The organism is Blastococcus sp. TF02A-26 (genome assembly GCF_003319125.1).
In the GTDB taxonomy this organism is placed as follows: domain Bacteria; phylum Actinomycetota; class Actinomycetes; order Mycobacteriales; family Geodermatophilaceae; genus Trujillonella.
Genome location: NZ_QOHG01000005.1, coordinates 77,796 through 98,108, shown reverse-complemented (window position 1 = coordinate 98,108; position 20,313 = coordinate 77,796). Strand labels below are relative to the sequence as shown.

Annotated in this window: 16 protein-coding genes; 8 read left to right on the top strand and 8 right to left on the bottom strand. The window is 72.5% G+C overall.

The genetic code is table 11. The features are described 5' to 3' along the window. Positions 1 to 1,530: 1,530 nt before the first annotated feature. Genes DQ240_RS07295 through DQ240_RS07285 form a run of 3 tightly spaced genes read left to right on the top strand, consistent with a single transcriptional unit; the run spans position 1,531 to position 5,439 of the window. On the top strand, positions 1,531 to 2,949 hold the full coding sequence (locus tag DQ240_RS07295; RefSeq protein ID WP_158548571.1) for a sugar transferase: 1,419 nt from the start codon (positions 1,531 to 1,533) through the stop codon (positions 2,947 to 2,949). Positions 2,950 to 2,956: 7 nt separating this feature from the next. After that, positions 2,957 to 4,300 carry a hypothetical protein gene (locus DQ240_RS07290; RefSeq protein WP_113838965.1) on the top strand — a complete coding sequence of 448 codons (1,344 nt, stop codon included), beginning with the start codon at positions 2,957 to 2,959 and terminating at the stop codon, positions 4,298 to 4,300. Further along, positions 4,297 to 5,439, top strand: a complete 1,143-nt coding sequence (locus tag DQ240_RS07285) for a glycosyltransferase family 4 protein (RefSeq protein ID WP_113838964.1) — start codon at positions 4,297 to 4,299, stop codon at positions 5,437 to 5,439. Before DQ240_RS07290 ends, DQ240_RS07285 begins: the two co-directional genes overlap by 4 nt. Before the next feature lie 11 nt (positions 5,440 to 5,450). Here the strand turns inward: DQ240_RS07285 and DQ240_RS07280 are convergent, their stop codons facing one another. The 5 genes from DQ240_RS07280 to DQ240_RS07260 form a co-directional block, all read right to left on the bottom strand. Further along, the gene (locus tag DQ240_RS07280; protein WP_113838963.1) at positions 5,451 to 6,341 is read right to left on the bottom strand and encodes a hypothetical protein; all 891 of its coding nucleotides are present in this window, start codon (positions 6,339 to 6,341) and stop codon (positions 5,451 to 5,453) included. 9 nt (positions 6,342 to 6,350) lie between these two features. Beyond that, positions 6,351 to 7,637, bottom strand: coding sequence for a hypothetical protein (locus DQ240_RS07275; protein WP_113838962.1), 1,287 nt, complete (start codon positions 7,635 to 7,637; stop codon positions 6,351 to 6,353). Next, the gene (locus DQ240_RS07270) at positions 7,634 to 8,569 is read right to left on the bottom strand and encodes a Wzz/FepE/Etk N-terminal domain-containing protein (protein ID WP_113838961.1); all 936 of its coding nucleotides are present in this window, start codon (positions 8,567 to 8,569) and stop codon (positions 7,634 to 7,636) included. The genes DQ240_RS07275 and DQ240_RS07270 overlap by 4 nt, the downstream gene beginning before the upstream one ends. Further along, on the bottom strand, positions 8,566 to 9,594 hold the full coding sequence (locus DQ240_RS07265) for a glycosyltransferase family 2 protein (RefSeq protein ID WP_113838960.1): 1,029 nt from the start codon (positions 9,592 to 9,594) through the stop codon (positions 8,566 to 8,568). The genes DQ240_RS07270 and DQ240_RS07265 overlap by 4 nt, the downstream gene beginning before the upstream one ends. A 67-nt stretch (positions 9,595 to 9,661) precedes the next feature. After that, positions 9,662 to 10,822 carry a glycosyltransferase gene (locus tag DQ240_RS07260; RefSeq protein WP_113838959.1) on the bottom strand — a complete coding sequence of 387 codons (1,161 nt, stop codon included), beginning with the start codon at positions 10,820 to 10,822 and terminating at the stop codon, positions 9,662 to 9,664. Between the two features lie 825 nt (positions 10,823 to 11,647). Here DQ240_RS07260 and DQ240_RS07250 point away from each other — a divergent pair. The 3 genes from DQ240_RS07250 to DQ240_RS07240 all read left to right on the top strand — a co-directional run bounded on the left by DQ240_RS07250 (position 11,648) and on the right by DQ240_RS07240 (position 14,624). Continuing rightward, a complete protein-coding gene (locus DQ240_RS07250; protein ID WP_113838957.1) occupies positions 11,648 to 12,415 on the top strand; it encodes a glycosyl hydrolase in 768 nt (255 codons plus the stop codon). A gap of 145 nt (positions 12,416 to 12,560) precedes the next feature. Next, entirely contained in the window at positions 12,561 to 13,313 is a 753-nt protein-coding gene (locus DQ240_RS07245) for a phytanoyl-CoA dioxygenase family protein (protein ID WP_158548569.1), read from the top strand. Positions 13,314 to 13,556: 243 nt separating this feature from the next. After that, on the top strand, positions 13,557 to 14,624 hold the full coding sequence (locus DQ240_RS07240; RefSeq protein WP_113838955.1) for a glycosyl hydrolase: 1,068 nt from the start codon (positions 13,557 to 13,559) through the stop codon (positions 14,622 to 14,624). Here the strand turns inward: DQ240_RS07240 and DQ240_RS07235 are convergent. Both DQ240_RS07235 and DQ240_RS07230 read right to left on the bottom strand, forming a co-directional pair. Continuing rightward, entirely contained in the window at positions 14,606 to 15,760 is a 1,155-nt protein-coding gene (locus DQ240_RS07235) for a hypothetical protein (protein WP_113838954.1), read from the bottom strand. The two genes, DQ240_RS07240 and DQ240_RS07235, sit on opposite strands and share 19 nt — an antisense overlap. A gap of 110 nt (positions 15,761 to 15,870) precedes the next feature. Then, positions 15,871 to 16,635: a hypothetical protein gene (locus DQ240_RS07230; RefSeq protein WP_147261949.1), complete on the bottom strand. Its 765-nt coding sequence runs from the start codon at positions 16,633 to 16,635 to the stop codon at positions 15,871 to 15,873. A 393-nt stretch (positions 16,636 to 17,028) separates the two neighbouring features. Between DQ240_RS07230 and DQ240_RS07225 the strand changes: the two genes are divergently transcribed. Both DQ240_RS07225 and DQ240_RS07220 read left to right on the top strand, forming a co-directional pair. Beyond that, positions 17,029 to 18,087, top strand: coding sequence for a Gfo/Idh/MocA family protein (locus tag DQ240_RS07225; RefSeq protein WP_113838952.1), 1,059 nt, complete (start codon positions 17,029 to 17,031; stop codon positions 18,085 to 18,087). Then, positions 18,084 to 19,106 (top strand): NAD(P)-dependent oxidoreductase, encoded by a 1,023-nt coding sequence (locus DQ240_RS07220; protein ID WP_158548567.1) that lies wholly within the window; start codon positions 18,084 to 18,086, stop codon positions 19,104 to 19,106. The genes DQ240_RS07225 and DQ240_RS07220 overlap by 4 nt, the downstream gene beginning before the upstream one ends. A gap of 5 nt (positions 19,107 to 19,111) precedes the next feature. On the opposite strand, the gene DQ240_RS07215 is transcribed toward DQ240_RS07220, so the two are convergent. Beyond that, the gene (locus DQ240_RS07215) at positions 19,112 to 20,053 is read right to left on the bottom strand and encodes a glycosyltransferase family 2 protein (RefSeq protein ID WP_158548565.1); all 942 of its coding nucleotides are present in this window, start codon (positions 20,051 to 20,053) and stop codon (positions 19,112 to 19,114) included. Positions 20,054 to 20,313 lie beyond the last annotated feature (260 nt).

Genomic DNA, 20,313 nt, shown 5'->3' with positions numbered 1-20,313 from the left:
ATGCCCCGACCGGACGACGGTCGCGGGCGGTTGGCGCTTCGCATCCTCGTGACGCTTTTGTCTGCCCTCGGTTTCACCATCCTGCTCGCTGTCACCGCCGGTGCAGCCTCGGCGGAGGGGGCCGCACCCTCTGGCCCCTCGAACGCTGCCGCCGGTGACCCGGCGAGACCGGACGGGGTCGGGCGGCCGGCCCCCGAGATGCCGCCGGGGCTGGCGAACCGTCCCGAGGTGCCCGCGCGCGGCGCGTCTGCGCCGGGCGCCGCCAAGCCCGCCTCGTCCGCCCAGCCTGCCACTGGATCGGCCGGTTCCCGTCCCGTCGAGCCGAGCGCTCGTCCGGTCGAGCCTGACTCCCCCCCGGCCGAGGCCGAGTCCGACTCTCGTCCGGTCGAGCCTGACTCCCCCCCGGCCGAGGCCGAGTCCGACTCTCGTCCGGTCGAGCCTGACTCCCCCCCGGCCGAGGCCGAGTCCGGCTCTCGTCCGGTCGAGCCTGACTCCCCCCCGGCCGAGCCCGGCTCCGCCCCGGCCGAGGCCGGTTCGGGCTCTCGTCCGGCCGAGACCGGTGCCCAGACGCCCGCGGCCCAACCGGCCGGGGCCCCGTCGTCTGTGGCGGAGCACGCTGTCGACGATGGCGAGAGTGGCACGGAGTCGTCCTCAGGGCTCGCCGGGACGGAGACTGGCACGGTTCCCCCTGCCGGCGTGCTGTCGACCGAGTCGACGGTTCCCGCCACGCTGGACGCCCCCGCGTCCGCGAGCGGAGTGTCCGTGGCAGTCGCCGTCCCCGCGGTACCGGCATCGGCGGTCGCGCCTCCTGCCCCCGTCGACATGACCTCCGCCGACCGCCCGGCGGCGGTCGGGAAGTGGCGTTACCTGGAGCCGGAGCGGTCGCACGACGCCCGGGGGCAGAGCCCCCGGGCGGGCAGTGCGCCTACCGGCGGGACCGTCCGCTCGGCGGTCGTCGACCAGGGCGGCAGCCCGGTGGAGGACGTCCCGGTCCCTCCCCGGCCCGGCCCTGTGCAGCCCCTTCCCCCCGCACCCTCGTCCCCGGCGCCCAGTTCCGGCGCCGGGTCCGGCGCGAGCGGTGCGGCTCATCACGGGTGGGATCTGCTCGCCGCGGTGTACCGGTTGAACCACTACGTCCACCCGCCCATCGGCGGTGCAGGAGCGCTCGTCCTGGCGAGCGGAGTCGTCATGGGTGATCCGGAGGGCGCAGCGTCCAGCCCCGATTGACCCGTCGGTACGGACCTCCGACCGATGCCTCGTCGGGCGTCGCGCCTGGTTCCGCCTCGTCGGTCCGCGCGCGCTGCCGTCTGCCTTCGCCCACTTCTCGATGCCCCTGAGGAGAGTTCCATGACTCGTGCTCTGCCCCCTCGCTCGGCCGCCAGTGCGCTGCCCGAGCCCGCACCGCTCCCGGCCCCCGCGGCCATCGGGAGGCAGCAGGAACACGCCGCGGATCCGGCGATCGGGCCGGACGGAACGGCAACAGCCGGTGCCACGGCCGCGCCTTCGCTCCCGTCCGTATCCAGGGCGACCATGTCGGTCACCAGCGGGGCGGCACCGTCCACGCGCCGGCCCGCCCCTCGGCTCCGGAGCCGCTGGATCAAGCTCCTGCACCGACGCGGCCCCTCGGCGCTGCTGGTGGCGGCCGACGCGGCCGCGGTCGGCATCGGCGTCCTCGCGATGCCCCAGTCGTGGCGGTTGATGGCGCTGTTCGGTGCCGCCCTCCTCGTCGTCCTGTGGCTCGGCGGGCTGCACCGCCCGCGACTGACCCTCTCCGTGCTGGACGACGCCCCGCGCATCGCCGGGCGCTGGCTCGCCGCCTCCGGGATCGCCATCCTCGCCGACATGGCGTGGTCCGGGGTGTCGTCCGACGGGTACCTGATCGACTGGAGCTTCGTCGGAGCCGTCTGCCTCGTCGGTCTTCTCGTGCTGGTGTTCCGCACCCTCTCGTATGCCGCCGTGCGGAGCCTCCGGCGCAGCGGACGCCCAGCCCGCCGCACCCTCGTCGTCGGGGCGGGACAGGTCGGCAGTCAGATCGCCGAGGTCCTGCAGGACCATCCCGAGTACGGCCTCCGCCCGATCGGCTTCCTCGACGCCGATCCACGGATGACCGGTGGTGACTCCGGTCTGCCCGTCCTCGGTGGGCCCTGGGCCCTGGCCGAGGTGCTCGAGCGGGAATCGGTGTCCGACGTCGTCGTCGCGTTCTCTGCGCACAAGGAATCGGCGATGGTGGACCTCATCCGAACCTCCGGCCGCCACCACTGCGAGCTGTTCCTCGTGCCCCGGTTCTTCGAGCTGCACAACGTGGGCGCCGACGTCGAGCAGCTCTGGGGCATCCCGCTCATCCGGCTGCGCCGCGCCACCTACCGCACGCCGGGATGGCGGGCCAAGCGAGCGTTCGACGTCCTGCTCTCGGGTCTCGTCCTCCTGCTGATCGCCCCGGTCATGGCCGCGATCGCTCTCGCCGTCCGGCTCGACGGCGGCCCCGGCATCCTCTTCCGGCAGGAACGGGTCGGCGTCGACGGCCGCTCGTTCACGGTCCTCAAGTTCCGGTCCATGCGACCGGCCAGCGAGGCGGAGTCCGCGACGACGTGGAACATCGCCCAGGACGACCGGCTCGGCGGACTCGGTCGCTTCCTGCGCAAGTCATCCCTCGACGAGCTCCCTCAGCTGCTCAACGTCCTGTCCGGGGACATGAGCCTGGTCGGTCCCCGCCCCGAGCGACCGCACTTCGTCTCCCAGTTCCGCGAGCTCTATCCGAGCTACCACGCCCGTCACCGAGTGCCATCAGGCTTGACCGGTTGGGCGCAGATCCACAACTTGCGGGGCGACACGTCGATCTCCGAACGCGCGCGCTTCGACAACTACTACATCGAGAACTGGTCGCTGTGGCTCGACGTCAAAATCATGATGCGGACGCTGAGCTCCGTCGTCCGCGGATCCGGCGCATGACCGGAGCGTGGCCGCCCGGCGGCGCTCGGCCCGCATGACCGAGGTCGTCCCCGACGAGCCGGCGGAGCGGATCGCGCGAGTCCGGAACCGCGGGATGTGGGTCATCGCCGACCAGGCGGTGTCGAGCCTCGCCAACGCGGGGCTCACCTTCGTCATCGCCCGGGTCGTCTCCGGGGAGGAGTTCGGCGCCTTCGCGCTCGCCTTCTCGGTGTACAGCTTCGTCATCGCCACCGCGCAGGGGCCGTGCGGACAGGTCCTCGTCATCCGCTTCGCGGGCGCCGCACGGGCGACCCAGATGCGTGCGGCGGCAGCGGCCGGCGGCGTGGCGGTGGCCGCCGGTGCTGTGGCCGGTCTGCTCACGATCGCCGCCGGCGCACTGGTGTACCCGTCGCTTCGAGGGGTGCTGATCGCCGTGGGTGTCCTGCTGCCCGCGCTCGTGCTGCAGGACATGTGGCGGACGGCGTTCGTGGCACAGGGCATTCCGCGCGACGCCTTCGTCAACGACCTGCTGTGGACGGTCCTCCAGGCCGTCGCCGTGACGGTCCTGCTGGTTGCGGGAGCCGACCGGGCGGTCCCCTTCGTGCTCGCGTGGGCCGGCGCGGCGCTCGTGGCGGCACTGGTCGGCGCACGTCAGAACGGTCGGCAGCCCACGTTCGGCACAGCCGCCCGCTGGCTCGGGGACCACCGGGACGTCAGCCTGCCCTCGACGCTCAACGCGCTCGTCATCCTCGGCGCGGTCCAACTCGCGTTCGTGCTCATCGCGGCGCTCGGCGGCGTGGACGCCGTCGGGGCGCTCCGAGCCGCCCAGACCCTCCTCGGTCCACTGAACATCGTCGGCTTCGCCGTCGCCTCGTTCGTGATCCCCGAGCTCGTGCGCCGCAGTCCACCCCGGCCGCAGCTGATCCGTGTCGGCATCGCCGTCAGCGTCGTCCTCGTCGTCGTCGACGCGCTCTGGGGCACGGTGCTCCTCCTGTTGCCGGACGCCGCGGGGGAGGCGTTGCTGGGGGAGACGTGGGCCAGTGCGCGCGACACCCTGCCGGCGATGATCGCGTTCACCTGCCTGACCGGCGCATCCGTCGGCGCGACCGCCGTCATGCGGGCCCTCAACCGCGTCTCCTACAGCGTGTGGGTCAACGCGGTGCTCGGCCCCCTCATCCTAATCCTGTCCACGATCGGCGCGCAGACCGCCGGTGCGCCCGGTGCGGCCCTCGGCTTCGTCGTGGCCGGTGCGTCAGTCCTGCCGCTGTGCTGGTTCCTGTTCGCGCGCGCCGTCGCGCTCGGGCGGAAGGAGTCGGCGGCCGATCCGGACGACCGCGCTCCGGGCGCCCATACTCCGAAGGAGACCGTGTGAAGATCCTGCTGCTCTCGCACTCGCCGAACGACCCCGACGGCGGCGCCTCGCGCATCTACCACCTGCTGCACGACGGCCTCACCGCGAGAGGACACGACGTCGACGTCCGGCACCAGGAGGACTACGACATCCCCGCTCGGCCGTTTCCGAGGCTGCTCGTCGACCGCCTGGCCATGCCCCAGTGGCTCAGCCGGGCCGCCGTCCGCGCACACCCGGAGTCCTACGACCTCGTCATGAGCTCCTCCGGCATGGGCTATCCGCTCTTCCGGCGGCTGAGAGCGATCGACGGGCCGCGTCCGGCGCTGGTGAGCCACGTCCACGGCATGGCCATCTACGACCACGGCGTTACCCTCGCGGAGGCTCGGCTCGGCCACTTCCCCGCCTCGTTGGCCTACCGGCTCATCACCGCCCCCTTCGCCGACCGCTGGGAGTACGCCGGCGTGGCCGCAGCCGACATCACCGTGGTGCAGAACCTGCGTGATCTCGGCCAGCTCCGGTCCAGGGGTGAGGTGGTGCACATCCCCGCGGCCGTCCATCCGGAGCTGCTGGCGAGGAGCGCGGAGATCAGGCCGCTGGACCAGCGGGTCCCGGGACAGGTCCTCTGGTTCGGCACCTGGGAGACCCGCAAGGGCTCTTGGTACGTGCCCGCGGCCTTCCGGATGCTCCGTGCGGCATGCCCCGACGCCCGGCTCGTCGTCGGTGGCACGGGCAAGTCCCAGGCCGAGATCGCCGGCCACTTCGCGCCCGAGGACCGCCAGGCGGTGACGGTGCTGCCCCGCGTGAGCCGGGCCGAGCAGATCCGGCTCATGAACGAGAGCCAGGTCTTCCTGTTCCCGTCCCTGTCCGAGGGCTTCGGCCTGGCTCTGCCCGAGGCCATGTCCTTCGGGCTCGCGGCGGTCACCACGCTCGTGGGCTTCGGGGCCGACCATCTCACCGACCGCGTCGACGCGCGGCTGGTCCTGGCCACGTCCGAGCACATCGGCCGGGCGCTCGTGGACCTGGTCCAGGACGACGACGCACGCCGACGGATCGCCGCTCAGGGCCGTGAGGTGGCCCGCTCCTTCACCCCCGAGCGGATGCTGGACGGCTACGAGCGCCTGTTCTCCGGCCTGCTCCGAGCGGGGGCGCCCGCCTCGTAGGGCAGCGGCGGTCAGCCGCCCTGGTGCGGCCCGAGGCCGTGGGCGGTCTCCACCTGCCGAGCGAGCGCCGCCCAGTCCGTGCCGCCGGACAGGTGCTCGACCTCCATGTGCACGGCGAGGTCGTCGACCGGCGCGACGAGCACCCGGGGCCGGCTGACCAGTCCCGCGGTGTTGAGCACGGCTCGCATGGCCGGCTTGGCGACGACCTTCGCCGTGCCACGTCGTGAGGCCGCCGGGTCGAGGTCGGAGAGCAGATGTCGCCACGGGAACGGCCGGAGCCGCTGGAGCGCGTGCCACGTCGCCGTGTCGAATGGTGCGCCCACCCGGCTGCCGAGGTCCAGCAGCCACCTGTCGGAGCGGAGTGCCCGGGCGCGCACGCCGAAGGTCGAGGTGGTCTTCGCGATCCGCTGCCACCGGTGCCCACCGGCGTGCACCGGGCCACCGGGGAGGGCGGGCACCCGGTGGTCGGGCTGGCTCGGGTGCGAGGCGTGCCATGCGGAGTCGTCCGGCGTGAACAGAGTGAAGTAGTCGACGTCGGGGAGGGCGCCGACGGCTGCCACGAGGGAGGGCATCGCATCGGGCCGGTACAGGTAGTCGTCCTCGGCGAACCAGACCAGCGTGTCGTCGGGAGCGGTGCGGCTGATCTCGCGCCCGACTGCCAGGGCGCAGCGGAAGCTCGTCGACGCCCGGCCTCCCCGGACCGTGACCTGCCGGTGTTCCCGGCCGATGGCCTCGACCAGCTCCCGGGGGAGTCCGCCGTCGACCACGACGGTGACAGCGCTGTGCTCGACTGCCGCCAGGCTCGCCGTCAGCGACTCCCACGCGGCGCGCCGGTCGAACCAGGACGGCCGGGACTTCGTGTTCGAGCCCGGATGGGTCCGGTAGAGCACCTGGAGACGCATGCGGCGACCCTAGCCGCGTGCTCCCGCGGTCAGGTGGGCCTGATCGCCGGGTGCGGCCGCCCCGCCGTCCCCCGGGTCGTCGGGCACCGGCGGCGGAGCGCCGGGCCGGGGCACTCCGGGCACCAGGCGAGCCAGCAGGATGGTGCCGACGGCGAAGGTCACCTGCAGCAGCGCGGCGTTGACCACGAAGAAGCCGATCAGCAGACCTGGTGACCAAGGCCGCGTCCGCGGGTTGCCCACCAGGGCCCAGCCGAGGAACAGCAGCACCGGGACGGCGCCCAGGATCCCGTACTCGACGAGCAGCTTCGGGATCACGGGGGTGGTGACCGCCTGCTCGGTCGTGGTGTTGATGACCTCCGTGGCCGCGCCGGCTCCGCTGCCCACGAGCACCGATTCGGGCGTCGACCACCAGGCGGGCAGCAGTATCTCGTACGGGTCGACGAGTCGTAGCGTGGTGCTGTTGTCCTCGCCGGAGATCTCGGTGCTGCGCTCGAAGTACAGGTCACCCAGCGGCGTGGCCACGGCCACGACGAGGACGACCGCCAGGACCGGCACCAGGCCCCGTAGCCTGCGCCGGAGGGGCCCGGCAGCAAGGACGGCCACGCCGGCGAGGACGACCACGATGGCGTTGCCCGCCAGCGACGGCACGGCGCCGGCGACCAGCAGGCAGACCCGCCAGGCCGAGCAGTGCCGGGCCAGTGCCATGACGACGGCGATGCCCAGGAAGTACCCGAGGAACGACGGCTCCAGGAAGAGCACGGCGTTGGTGCGGTGCAGGTCCGAGCCGTACATCAGCGGGTCGCCGGTGGCGTAGCCCTGCTGCACGAACTCCGGCGGGACGATCCGCAACAGGTAGTCCTGGTACGGGACCCCGAGGTACTGGATCACGACCTGCCCGAGGCTCACCACTGCCGCGCCGGTCATGATCCCGAGGTAGGCGCGGTGGGTGGTGTCCGCAAGCAAGCCGGGCGCCACCGGTGACCGCACGACGGCGACGGTGTAGATCGCCAGCAGGAAGACCAGGGACATCAGCGACGGTGAGCTGCCCAGGGCGAGCACCACCAGCGTGGACACCACCACAGCGCCCATGGCTAGGGCGTAGAGCCTCAGCCCGGCCAGGTCGATCCGCAGGGCGCCGCTCGCCACGCCGATGACCAGCACTCCCAGCACCAGGGGGAGCGACAAGGGCAGCTGGTCGGCGCCGAGGGGGAGGGCTAGGCGCTGGGTGAGCAGGGTGGCCGCCAGCAGCACGACCACGACCCGGCGGGCGCGACGTACCGCGAGCGGCGTGCTCACGCGGAGCGCCGGTCCTGTTGGGGTTTGGTGCCGGGCTTGGTCCCCGGCTTCGTCCCGGCCCCCGCCCGGGGCCGGGGGTCGGTGCCGGCCGGCACGCCGGCGACGGTCTCTCCCCCGGGACGGTGGTTGCGCCGGGTGGCGAGCACGATCGCCAGCAGGACCCCGGCGACGAGGCCGAGTGCCGCCCCCAACGCCGTCGCGACCGGCAGCGAGGTCGAGGACGGGGCCTCCGGCAGGGTCGCGCCGGAGATCACGGACGCCTGACCGGCATAGAGGGCCGCGGACGTGCGCAGCTGGTCCTGCTGGTCGGTCGCCACGGCCAGCTGCTCGACCAGCGCGTCCCGGCGGGCGCCCGTCGTCGGGTCCAGGACACCGCCGGGGACGTCCAGGATGTCGGCCTCCTGCGCGGCGATGTCGTCGAGCTGGCTGGTCAGGGCGTCGATCCGGGGTTGCAGGGCATCGGCCTGGGCCGTCAGCGACGCCACGCCGCGCTCGCGGTTGTCGTCGACGTAGGCCTCCACGACCGCGGCCGCGCCTTCCTGCGCCTCCTCGGCGGTGCCGGCGGTGACGGCGACGACCAGCACGTTGCTGCTCTCCTGCACCTCGACCTCGGTGGCCTCACGGAGGTCGTCGACATCCACTCCGGCGGCGTCGGCGGCTGCCTCCATGACGACGTCGCCGACGATCAGGCGCGCCTGCGTGCTGAGCTGACGCTCGGGGTCACCGTTGTCGGCGACGGGCAGGACCGGCAACACCTGGCCACCCTCGGCCTGCCAGACGACGTCCGCCGAGCTGCTGTAGACCGGCGGGCGCAGCAACTGCGCGCCAGCGAGCAGCAGGGCGCCCAGCACCGTCAGGACCACGATCCACAGCCACCCCTGACGCAGGGCCGACACCAGGTCCACCCGCTGGTTCTCCTCGGGCGCGGTCATGCGCCGGCCGACTCTCGCAGCGAGGGAACGGCCGTCCGGTCCGAGGTTCGGGCGAAGCGACCGACGCCGGCCAGGAGCCCCGCTCCCCAGGAGAGATGCACGACGGGAGGCACGAGCGCGCCGCGCCACGGTGCGGCGCCGTCCGCCGCCGCGGCACGGGCGCCGAGTGCTCCACCGGCGACGGCGTAGGCGAGGGCGAGAGCGGCCCCGAGCCTGGGGCGCGCTGCCGTGGCGACGACGAGGCCGGCCACGACGGCGGGCGGCACCAGCTGTCGCGGCCGCAACGAGTCCGGGTGCAGCCGCAGGGTGAGCGCCTTGTAATAGCCGTAGCGCCACATCTGCCGGGCCAGCGCCGGGAGCGACTCCCGGACGAACCACGTCGAGGTGGCCTCGGGGTGTAGCCACACCGCCCCCCCGGCGGCGGCGATCCGCAGGTCCGCCTCGAAGTCCTCATTCGCCGCGAACCGCTCGTCCCAACCGCCGGCGGCGACCAGTGCCCGGCGCCGGTAGCACCCGGAGAACACGTGTTGGATCGGCCCGGCGTCCCCGCCCACCCGGTGACGGGCGCCGCCCAGTCCGAAAGGGCGGGACAACGTGGCGGCGATGGCGCGGCCCCAGGGGCCGCGACCGGCCGTGGCCATGGACCCGCCCACGGCAGCGACCTCCGGGTGGTCGGCCAGGAAGCCGACGACCTGCTCGAGGTAGTCCGGCGCGTACTGGGCGTGCGCGTCCATCCGGGCCACGACGTCTCCCGTGCAGGCCTCGAGCGCGCGGTTCAGCCCGGCGGGGACGATCCGGTCGGGGTTGTCGACGACTCGCACGGGCAGGTCGTCGGCCGCGACGAGGAGGTCTCGGGTCCCGTCCTCGGACATCCCGTCGGCGAACACGACCTCGTCCGGCGGCAGCGTCTGGGCTGAGATCATCGCGAGGACCCGGGGGATGTTGTGGGCCTCGTTGCGCACGGGGGCGATGACGGACACGCGGACGGGCGCCGCCGCGCCGTCCGCCGGGGCGACGGTCGTCATGATCCTCCTCGGGCAGTACCCCTGGAGGTTACCGGCGAGAACGCCCGCGCCTGGTGTGATGCACCCTTCAGCCGGCCTCGTTCCCCCGTCCGGGGGTCAGTTCGTCCAACAGCGGGCGCACCGCGGCCGTCCAGCTGTGGTCGGCAGCGACCGCCTCCGCTCCGCGACGCCCGAGCGCCTCGGCGGTCCTCCGGTCGGTGAGCAGGTCGACCAGGGCGGCGGCCATCCGCTCGGGGGCGTCCTCGACCAGGACGCCCCGGCCGACGAGGTCCTCGAGTCCCTCCGCGCCGATCGTCGTCGCGACGACCGGGCGGCCGGCGGCGAGCGACTCGAGGATCTTCAGCCGCGATCCGCCGCCGGCCAGCAGCGGCGCCACGCTGACCCGGGTGCGGGCGTACCAAGGGTCGAGGTCGGGAACGGATCCGGTCACCCGCACGGTCGGTCCGGCGAGGGCGCGCACCTCCGCAGTCGGGTTGCGCCCCACGAGCTGCAGGCGTGCATCCGGGAGGCGGTCGACGACGAGGGGCCAGACGCGCTCGGTGAACCACGTGGCCGCCTGCACGTTCGGTCCCCAGGACAGGAGCGCGACGAAGCTGACGACGGGTTTCTCCGCGGGCGGGAGGGGGTTCGGCTCGTCCCAGGCGTTGGGTACGACGACAACGCGGGGGTGGTCCACGACCGGACGCAGCGCCGTCCGGTCGGCGTCGCTGACCACGGCGACGAAGTCCGCGCCGGTGGCGCGACGCTCGAGGGCGCGCAACGCACGGCACTCGGCGGCGTAGACCAGGCGGCGCGGGCCCCGGGCCGCGGCGGCCATCCGGGCCATCAAGAGGGACTCGACGTTGTGCATGTCGAGCACGCGCAGGCCCGCCGTCGCCCTCCGGGCGTAGTCGAGGAGCTGCACGTGCTCGACCACCAGCACGTCGGCGTCGGAGGTCGCGGCCGATGCGACGACCGAGGCGAGGTCGCGGTCCCAGAACCGGGCAGCGGTCAGGGAGCGGCTGCGCAGCAGCGAACGGATGAGGTCGCTCGGGCGGCGCCGCAAGGGAACGGTCTGGACGTCGATCCCCTCGGCCCGGAGCGGCTCGGGATCCTCGTCGGTGCCCTCGAAGGCGCACAAGGTCACCGGACCGTGCTGCCGCAGCGCCCGGACGATCCCGAGGGTCCGGCGCTTGTCCCCGCTGTTCGGTGGCCATGGCACGAACTTGGCGACGACGATGCTGCGCACGTTGGGGACCTCCGGTGGCGGACTGCACACGCAAAGTAGCGGGGCGGCTGCCCGCACACCACGCGCACGGGCTTGTGAGCTGATGCAGTGTGTCGTCTGCCACAGTCCGGCATCGGGCGAGCGGTCCGCGCTGGTCACGATGCAGAGACCGTTCCGGGCGGGACCGGACAGATCACAGATTAGTAACTCCAGGGTCTTGAGCGCCGGCAATTTGCAGTCTGTAATGGGGCGGTCGCTCTGCGCAGGGGTCAAACGTCACAGACGATGCCGTGCTCCGCCTGGGGACCAAATACTCCGAAGGGATCCCCCATGTCCGTCCACCGTGCGTCGCGTCGCTCCCCCGCGAGGCGCCGGCTGCTCGCCGGGTTGGCCGTCGCGGCCGTCCTGGTCCCCGTCGCCGCCTGCGCGGACGGCGGGCTGTCGCTCGCCTCGGCCTTCGAAGGGGACGACTCCGCCCCGGCACGGTCCTCGGCCGCAGCGACTCCGTCGGACACCGACTCCGTTACGGCTCCCCGGACACCGAGCGAGGCCGTGCCCTCCTCGCCGGCGGCCGCTCCGCCGGAGTCCACGGAGGCTGACCCCGGCTCCATCTCGCCGTCCGCGGACCCCTCGAGCGACGAGCCCGCGCGGGCCCCCGCACCCGTGGCCACGGGGGCTGTGCCGCCGTCCGTCGCATCACCTGCTCCTCAGACCGCCGGCGCCGCTCCTGTCGTGCCGTCGGGCACCTGGCTGTCCGGGGCCTCCGGAACGGGAGTGGCGAACGGGCAGTTCGCTGCCTGGCGCGGGAGTTCGGTACCCATCGCCGGGACCTGGGCCGACAGCAACGTGGGTCAGATCGAGCTGTGGTCGCTGGATCCCGGGCAGGAGTACGGCGCCTGGGACCAATCCATCGACATCGCCATCGGCGCCATCAGCGCGGACGAGTCGTGGGCCGCGGCGGCGACCGGCGCCTACGACGCACGCTGGCAGCAGTCGCTGGAGAACATGCGCGCCGCGTGGGGCGCCCGGGCCGGCACGGTCTTCATCCGCTTCGCCCACGAGATGAACAGCAACTGGTACCCGTGGTCGGTCTCCGCCGGAGAGGAGCGCGACTTCATCACGGCGTGGGGTCGTTTCCGCGCCCTCCAGCAGCGCATCTTCCCGGCCGCCAAGCTCGTCTTCTGCGTGAACCGGGAGTCCGTGGGCACGGGCTTCGACTGGCGGCGGACCTTCCCCGGAGCGGGCCAGGTCGACGTCATGGGCGTCGACTACTACAACCAGTACCCCTATGTGAGCAGCGCGGCGGACTGGGCAGCGTCGGTCCGGCAGACGGACGGCTACGGCGCGCCGAAGGGGCTGCAGGCCCACCTCGACTTCGCCCGCAGCGTCGGTCTCCCGCTCGCCGTGTCGGAGTGGTCGGGCAAGGCCAGCAAGGGTGACTCGCCGGCCTTCGTCCAAGGGATGCACGATTTCTTCGCTGCGAACGCCGGCGGCGGAGCCGGTCAGCTGCTCTACGAGATCCAGTTCAACGTCGACATGGACGGCGACGACTACCGGCTGTTCGGCGGCGGACGTCTCCCGCTGTCCGCGGCTCGCTACCGGGACCTCTTCTAGCCCCTGACCGGGGGAGAAGCGCCTACCTCACACCGGAAAGGGGTGCGTCGGCGCGTCATCGGTGACACCGTGTGCACGAGCTGTCCGTGCTGTGTTCACCGAATCCCGGTGATCGGGGCCGGACCCCGTCAGCATGCGAGGTGCCATGACCCTCGACGGCATCGAGTCCCGGGCCGTACAGGAACGCTTCAGCGAGGACGGGTATGTCGTCGTGCCGTCGCTCGGGGTCGCGCAGTCCGAGATCGCGGCCGCGCGCGCGCTGCTCGACGAGCTGTTCGACCGGTTCGCGTCCATCCCGCCCCAGTTCGCCCACGATCTGGGCGGCTCGGCCAACCGCAGCAACCCGATCCTGCCCGAGATCAACGCCGTCTCGACGCTGGCGCCGGCCCTGCGTCGCACGGCGCTCTTCCGGGCAGCGCTGGGCCTGGCGAGGCAGTTGCTGGGACCGGGCGCCTACCCGCTGTACGACCACGCGATCTACAAGCCACCGGGCCTCGCGGGCACCACCTCGTGGCACCAGGACTCGGGGTACGACCCTGACCGGGCCGAGCGGCTGGCCGTGTGGATGCCCTTCCAAGACACCGCGGTGGCCGACGGTGCGATGCGCTACGTGCCGGGCAGTCACCGGGCCGGGCGGCGGCCGCACCTGACGCGGACGACGGCCGATGGCAAGACGGTGCAGTACCTCGAGGTGGACGAGAGGGAGGTCTCCGAGGCCCCCTGTCCGCTCGGCGGAGCCACGGCGCACGACCTGCACATGGTGCACGGTGCCGGCCCGAATCTCGGCGAGAACGTTCGTCGGGCCTGGATCATCGACTTCACCGTGGGGTCGCTGGCCGCCCGGACCGTGGAGGCGGCCAAGGAGAAGGTGCGGGTGCGGCGCTACGCGGTGATCTGACCGCACTGGGTTGCGGGCCGGCCGGTCCGGGCCGCTGATGGGGCCCACGGGCCGGCTGCGACGTAGCGAGAGGCTCCGTACGCACCTACAGTCACGGTGTAGGCCACGGGCCGAGCGGTGCTGCTCGTCGAGGATGTCCCTGCGCCGTCCATCGACCCATCCACCTGTACCCGACGGCGCTCCTCGGCGTCGCAGCTCCGGGCTCGGTCCCGGTCGGGTGCTCCTCCCCGGGAGGAAACACCCATGTCGACATCGACGCGCCCCGCCCCTCGGCCAGCTGGGTCCGAGGAGCGCCCGGAGACCCGGCGGCGCCGCCGCACCGCGCTGTGGGCGGGCGTGCTCGTCGTCGCGCTGGCTCTCGTCGCCGCGTTCGTGGTCGCTGGGCGCGACCCGGCAGGACCCGGCGCCGGTGATCGCCCGGCCGGTACCGGCGTCTGGCTGTCCGGCGCGTCGGGGGACGCGGCCGTCTCCGGCGAGTTCACCGACTGGCGCGGCCGGCCGCTGGAGATCGCCGGGCAGTGGTCGGACACCAACGAGGCGATGGTCGAGCTCTGGGACCTGGCGCCGGGCGGGGACTGGGCCGACTGGGACGGCCCGATCGACATCGCGATCGGCGCCATCGACGACGGAGAGACGTGGGAGGCTGCCGCGGACGGCGCCTACGACGAGCGTTGGCGGGAGTCGCTGACCCGGCTCCAGGAATTCCGCGGGGACAAGAGTGGGGCGACGTACATCCGCTTCGCCCACGAGAGCAACAGCGACTGGTACCCGTGGTCGGTCGACTCCACCGAGGCCGAGGACTTCCGCGCGGCCTGGAACCGCTTCAGGGCGCTGCAGCAGGAGATCTACCCGGAGTCCCTGCTGGTCTTCAACGTCAACCGGGAGTCGGTCGAGACCGGCATCGACTGGCGCGAGACCTTCCCCGGCGCCAACCAGGTCGACGTCCTCGGCGTGGATTACTACAACCAGTACCCCTACGCCGGCACGGACGAGGAGTTCCAGGAGAGCCTCGACGATGTCGACGAGTACGGCGCCCCCAAGGGGCTCGAGGCTCACCGCCAGTTCGCGGAGGACATGGGACTGCCCTTCGCCGTGTCCGAGTGGTCGGGCAATGCGGACTTCGGTGACTCCCCGGCCTTCGTGGAGGGGATGTACCAGTGGTTCAGCATGCACGGCGGCACCGGTGCAGGGCAGGTGCTCTACGAGATCCTGTTCAACGTCGAGGACGACCGTTACGGGAACCGGTTCCTGATCTTCGGCGACGACGTGCGCATGCCGGACTCGGCGGAGGCCTACCGCCGGCTCTGGTGATCCGCCGACACCGCCGGGAGCAGTGAGATCCAGAACAGGGTCATGAAGACGGTGGTGCTCTCCAGGAACGACGCGTTGACGTACAGGTAGAGCAGGAGCAGCCCCGCCGTCCAGGGCCTGGCCCGCACACCCTTGCCGAGGGTCACGAGCAGCACCATCAGGATGCCCAGCGCCCCCACCATGCCGTACTCGAAGACGACCTTCGGCACGATCGGCTGGGTCACCTCGGGCGTACCGACCGCGATCAGGTAGTCGTTGGCGCTGCCGGCACCATGGCCCACCGCGGCGACGAGCGGGCCGTCCACCGAGGGACCGAGCAGCGCCGAGTACGGCTGGATGAGCCGGAAGCTCGAACTGGTACGCGAGTCCGTCGCCTCGGTGGACCGCTCGATGTAGCGCTCCCCGAGGGGTGTCACGGTGGCGACGAGGACGGCCACCGCGAGCGCCGGCAGGATGGTGAGGAGCGCGCGGCGGCCGCTGGTGAGGGCCAGCAGGGCGAGAGCCGGAACGGCGACCACCACACCGCTGCCACCCAGCGGCGGCACCAAACCGACGAGGAGCACGGTCACCAGGACCCACCCGCGTCGCCGGTAGACGGCCAGGGCCACGGCCAGACCGAGGTACATCGACAAGAACGACGGCTCGAGGAAGAGGACGCCGTTGGAGCGGCGCAACGACTCGCCGTAGGCGATCGGGTCGGCCGTGTGGTACTCGTTGAGCAGCAGGGACTCGGGCACGACTCGCTGCAGCAGGTCCTCGTAGGGCACGCCCAGGAACTGCACCAGCATCTGCAGGACCGAGACGACGGCGAAGCCGGCCATCATGCCGAGGAAGACCCGCTCCACCGAGGCCACGGCCGCGGGGGAGAGCCTGGCGGAGAACGCGAGCATCGCGTAGAGCACGATGACGAAGCCCAGCGAGAGCAGGGAGGGCGTAAATCCGACGGCCACCTGCAGGAGCGTGCAGACGCCGGCGGCGAACCACATGACGGCGACCGCCCGCAATTTCGCGCCGACGATGCGGAACTCCCCGGTGCGCATGCCGATGGCCAGGACGACCAGGGTGAACGGCACCGTCAGGTGGATCTGGCCGCCCCCGACGCTGAACCCCAACCGCTGGAGGAGGACCGAGCCCACCAGTAGGGCGATGGAGCAGGGCGCGGTCGCGCGGCCCCGTGCCGCTTCCCACGTGGCGGGCGTGCGGGGCGCCACGGGATCCATGGCGGAGGTGGTCTCCGGGGTCGGTGTCACGCGCCGGCGGTGGGCCGGCCGCCCTCGGCAGGGGCGTTCCACCGCCGGGAGAGGAAGAAGACGGCGCAGAGTCCGAGCAGCAGCCCGAGAGCCGCTCCGAGGACCGCGGCCGTGGGGACGGACAGCGACGAGGGGTTATCGGGGGTCTCGGCCTCACGGAGCACGGAGGCCGGACCGGTGTAGAGGTCGGCGGAGGCGCGGAACGTGTCCTGCTGGCCGGTCAGGTCCGACAGCCGGGCCGCCACGTCGGCGAGGCGGTTCGAGGTCTGGGTGGCCCGGTTCTGGGTGGCTCCGTAGGCGGGGGAGGCCGTGGGGATCGTGGCCAGATCGGCGTTGACCCTCGCCAGCTCGTCGTTCAACGCCGCGGCCTCGTCCTGCAGCCGGTCGATGCTGCCCTGCAGGACCGTGGCCTGATCGGCCAGGACGCCCGCGCTGGACGAGCGGGCGGAGTCGACGTAGGCCGTGGTCATCGCCGCACTCACGGCGGCCGCCTGCCTGGCGTCGTCGTCCGTGGCGCTGATGGTCAGCACGCTGCTACCGGCCTGGGTGCCGACCTCGACGATGTCGCGGACCTCCTCCGGGTCCATGCCGAGCTCGTCGGCGGCGCTGTTGACGACCTGGTCCGAGAGGACCACCTCCCGCTGGTCGGCGACCTGACGGTCCAGCGCATCGGGCGAGTTGGGGACACTCGCCCTCACGGTCTCCAGGCCGGTCGGATCCCAGCGGACCTCGGCCGATGCCGTGTACTGCTGGCCGGTCATGGCCGCTCCCACCCCTGCCACCAGGGCACCGAGCACGATCGCGGCACCGACGATCGCGACGATGCGCCACCTGCCGGACGATCTGCCGCCTCGCCGGACCGTGCGGCGGCCGGAGGGCGCCTGGACCTCGGTATCCGGCGCCCCGGGGGCGGAGCTCTCGGCGCTCAGCGCGGGCTCCGACGCGGTTGCTGCCGGCGCTGGCCGTCACCGCAGGACCAGGAGACCGGAAAGCAGAGCACGGAAGAGAGGTTATAGCACTCCTCCGGGTGGTCGACCGCACCACGTACGGGAACCGGCGACGACGGTGACTAGGGTCAGCTCCCTCGATCGACGAGGAGCTGCCGACAGATGCAGGGAGGCGGTCGCTGTCATGACCGTTAGCAGGGAGTCGGCGTGACCCGGGCCGCCGTCGTCGGAACCGGGGCCATCGCCGAGACGCACCTGGCCTGCCTGAAGTCGCTCCCGGATGTCGAGGTGGTCGGGGTCGTCGATCTCTCCCCGGCTCGCGCCGAGGCGACGGCCGAGCGCTTCGGCGTGCGCTGCTGGTATGCCGACACCGGCACGATGCTCGCCGACGCCCGTCCCGACGCGGTGCACGTGACCACCCCGCCCAACGCGCACGTGGGAATCGCCCTCGACGCGCTTCAGGCAGGGGCTCACGTCGTCGTCGAAAAGCCGGTCGCCCCGACGTACGAGGGCTGGTCGCGGCTCCGGGACGAGGCGCGGAGCCGGGGTCTGCGCCTGATCGAGAACCAGAACTACCGTTTCGCGCGGGAGGTGCGGCAGGTCCAGCGCCTTATAGGCGGAGGTGAGTTCGGAGCGGTCCACCAGATCGACGTCCGCTTCTTCCAGAGCATCGCCGGGAGCAACCACCCGTTCGCGGACCCGTTCCTGCCGCACCCGACCCTGCAGTTGCCGGGTGGCCCCATCACGGACTTCCTGCCGCACATGGCGTCCTTGGTGCACGAGTTCCTGGGCGAGCCCACCGGCGTCCACGCGACGTGGCTGCCCGGCGAGGCCGGTCGGACGCCGGTGCCGTACGTCGACATGGTGGGGACCGTGCGGACCGACGCAGGACTGGCGACGCTGAGCTTCGGCAGCAGGTCCGGCCCGGACGGCTTCTGGGTCAGCGTCTTCGGCGAGCGCGCCCAGGCGCGCATCAACCTCTACGAGGGCCGCCTCACCGTCGACTCGCTCCGTGGCGGCCCGCCACCTCTCCGACCGCTCGCCAATGCAGTCGCTGAGGCCAGGGGCACCGTCTCGTCGGCGGCGCGCTCCCTGTGGGGGAAGTTGACATCGGCTCCCGGGAGCTACGAGGGACTCTGGTTCCTCCTCGGCGCCTTTTACGCAAGCCTGGAGGACGGAACGGAGCCACCGCTCTCGTTGGACGACGTGGACGCCACCGCCCGTATCGTCGCCGGGCTGACCGATCAGGTGGAGGAGTTGCGGTGAGCGTGCTCGTGACCGGCGCCGGGGGTTTTCTGGGGCGCCGTGTGGTTGCCGCGCTCCGGGACCGCGGCCTCACCGCTCGGGCACTCGTCCGGCGTCCGGACGACGACCTCGCGGCCATGGGTGCGGAGGTGGTCGTCGGCGACCTCCGCAGGCCGGTGTCTCCCGCGCTCTTCGACGGTGTCGAGACGGTCGTGCACCTCGCCGCAGTGGTCGCCGGCTCACCCGGCGCACAGTTCACCGGGACGGTCACGGCGACCGAGCACCTGCTCGCCGCCATGGCCGGCAGCGGCGTCAGCCGCCTCGTGCTGTGCAGCAGCTTCTCCGTCTACGACTGGAGCGAGGTCTCCGGCTCCCTCGACGAGGACAGTCCGCTCGAGGCGGACCTCCACACCCGGGACGGCTACACCGCAGCGAAGCTGTGGCAGGAGCGGGTGTGCCGGCGGGCGGCGGTCGGTGCACCGTGGACGCTGACGGTCCTGCGGCCCGGCTTCGTGTGGGGGCCGGGGAACGACTGGGTGTGGGGGGTCGGCGTGCGGGCCAGGGACACCACGGTCGTCGTCGGCTCCCGCAAGCCCCTGCCGCTGACCCACGTCGACAACTGCGCCGACGCGTTCGCGACGGTGGTCTGCGATCCGCGGGCGGACGGAGGAACCTACAACGTCGTCGACGGCTTCCCGATCACCCCGCTGGACTACGCGAAGCTCTACCGGGCCGGCTACGGCGGCCGGATCGTCGTGGTGCCCCATGCGGCCCTCCGCGGCGTCGGGGTGGCAGCCGCCGGGGTGATCCGTGCCCTCAGTGGGCGGCCGGCGCGACTGCCGGCTCTGTTCGACACCCACCTGTTCGACGCCCGGTTCAAGCCGCTCTCCTTCCCGCCCTCGCGGCTGACCTCGACGGTGGGATGGCGCCCACCCCACACGCTTGCGGAGTGCGCCGCCCGGACGTTCGGGTCAGGAGCCCTGCCCTCGGGCGGCCGGGGGGAAAGGGCCGCGACCGGGACGGTGGAGCCGGCGGGGTGAGCCGCTCACCCACCGTTCCTGGCGATGCGGTCGTGTCGCATCTCGGCCGGAAGGCGGGCGACCCGAATCGCCGTCCAGATGCTCAGCAGGAGGCCGTCCTGGAGGACGGCTGCCGGACGGCGTGACGTCGTCGTGCCCAGCGCAGGGACGGCGATGGCCGACGTGGCCGCCCATAGCCGCAGGCGGCCGGTCCTCCGCCGGACGAGTGCGTCGACGGCCAGAATCGCACCGGCCCCGCTCCAGACTGCTCCCGCGGCCACCAGGATCTGACTGCCGCGTGCCATCCGGGGGAACCAGCCCGGAGCACGGGTGTGCCAGCGTTCGCGGCGCAGGAAGGTCCGTAGCGTCGCAGGGAAGCCGTGATGAATGGCTTGCATCCCGGGCACGAGGGTCACGGGGCCGCCGGCCTCGGCGATGCGGATGGAGAGGTCGGCGTCCTCGCCGGTCGGGATGTCGGCGAAGCCGCCGACAGAGTGGAAGCGGGAAGCTCGCACGAGCATGTGCTGGCTCCACACCCGCGAGCGCGAATGTGTCCGGGCCGCCTCGATGGCCGCCCAGCGCCGGGCCACCCAGCGAGCGTCATCGCCGGCCCGGGTCCGAGAGCCGACCAGGTCGGCTCCGGTTCCTAAGGCCTCGAGGCCGGCCTGCAACCAGTTGCTGCCGACCTCGGTGTCGGCATCGACGAAGGCGATCACATCCACACCGGCCAGCTCAGCGGCTCCACGGTTGCGCAGGCCCGAGATGCTGCCGTCCGGCACCTCGAGCACGGTGTCAGCGAACTGCTTGGCCAACTCCACGCTGCCGTCGGTCGAGCCGTTGTCCACGACGACGATCCGGCTCAGCGGTGGCTGCTGGCCACGGAGAGCGGCCAGACAGCGCGTGATCGTCTCGACCTCGTTCTTGCACGGGATGACGGCGCCTACGGCCACGGGTCGGCGTCCGGTCATGGGAGCCCCAGCCGGACCAGTCAACATGCACGTCCCCTCATCTCCCATTCCGCCCGACACGAGTGCACCGGATCGAGAGATGGTCGCGCGCGTGACCGGAATGGTGGTGTCAGCCGTGTCAGCGTGCGGTCTCATCGGCCGCCTGACAAGTCCGGTCTCCCCCGCTCGGGTGGGGCGAATCGGGCGGCGCTCGGCGCGCTCAATGCCGGTCGGACACGACCGGCACCGAGCTGCAGGACACGCCTGCCGTCAGCCGTGTG

Bases quoted from the DNA above. Each gene is read 5' to 3' on its own strand.
- DQ240_RS07295 (WP_158548571.1), top strand. From the start codon at position 1,531: ATGTCGGTCACCAGCGGGGCGGCACCGTCCACGCGCCGGCCCGCCCCT.
- DQ240_RS07280 (WP_113838963.1), bottom strand. From the start codon at position 6,341: ATGCGTCTCCAGGTGCTCTACCGGACCCATCCGGGCTCGAACACGAAG.
- DQ240_RS07270 (WP_113838961.1), bottom strand. From the start codon at position 8,569: ATGACCGCGCCCGAGGAGAACCAGCGGGTGGACCTGGTGTCGGCCCTG.
- DQ240_RS07265 (WP_113838960.1), bottom strand. From the start codon at position 9,594: ATGACGACCGTCGCCCCGGCGGACGGCGCGGCGGCGCCCGTCCGCGTG.
- DQ240_RS07245 (WP_158548569.1), top strand. From the start codon at position 12,561: ATGACCCTCGACGGCATCGAGTCCCGGGCCGTACAGGAACGCTTCAGC.
- DQ240_RS07240 (WP_113838955.1), top strand. From the start codon at position 13,557: ATGTCGACATCGACGCGCCCCGCCCCTCGGCCAGCTGGGTCCGAGGAG.
- DQ240_RS07230 (WP_147261949.1), bottom strand. From the start codon at position 16,635: ATGACCGGCCAGCAGTACACGGCATCGGCCGAGGTCCGCTGGGATCCG.
- DQ240_RS07215 (WP_158548565.1), bottom strand. From the start codon at position 20,053: ATGACCGGACGCCGACCCGTGGCCGTAGGCGCCGTCATCCCGTGCAAG.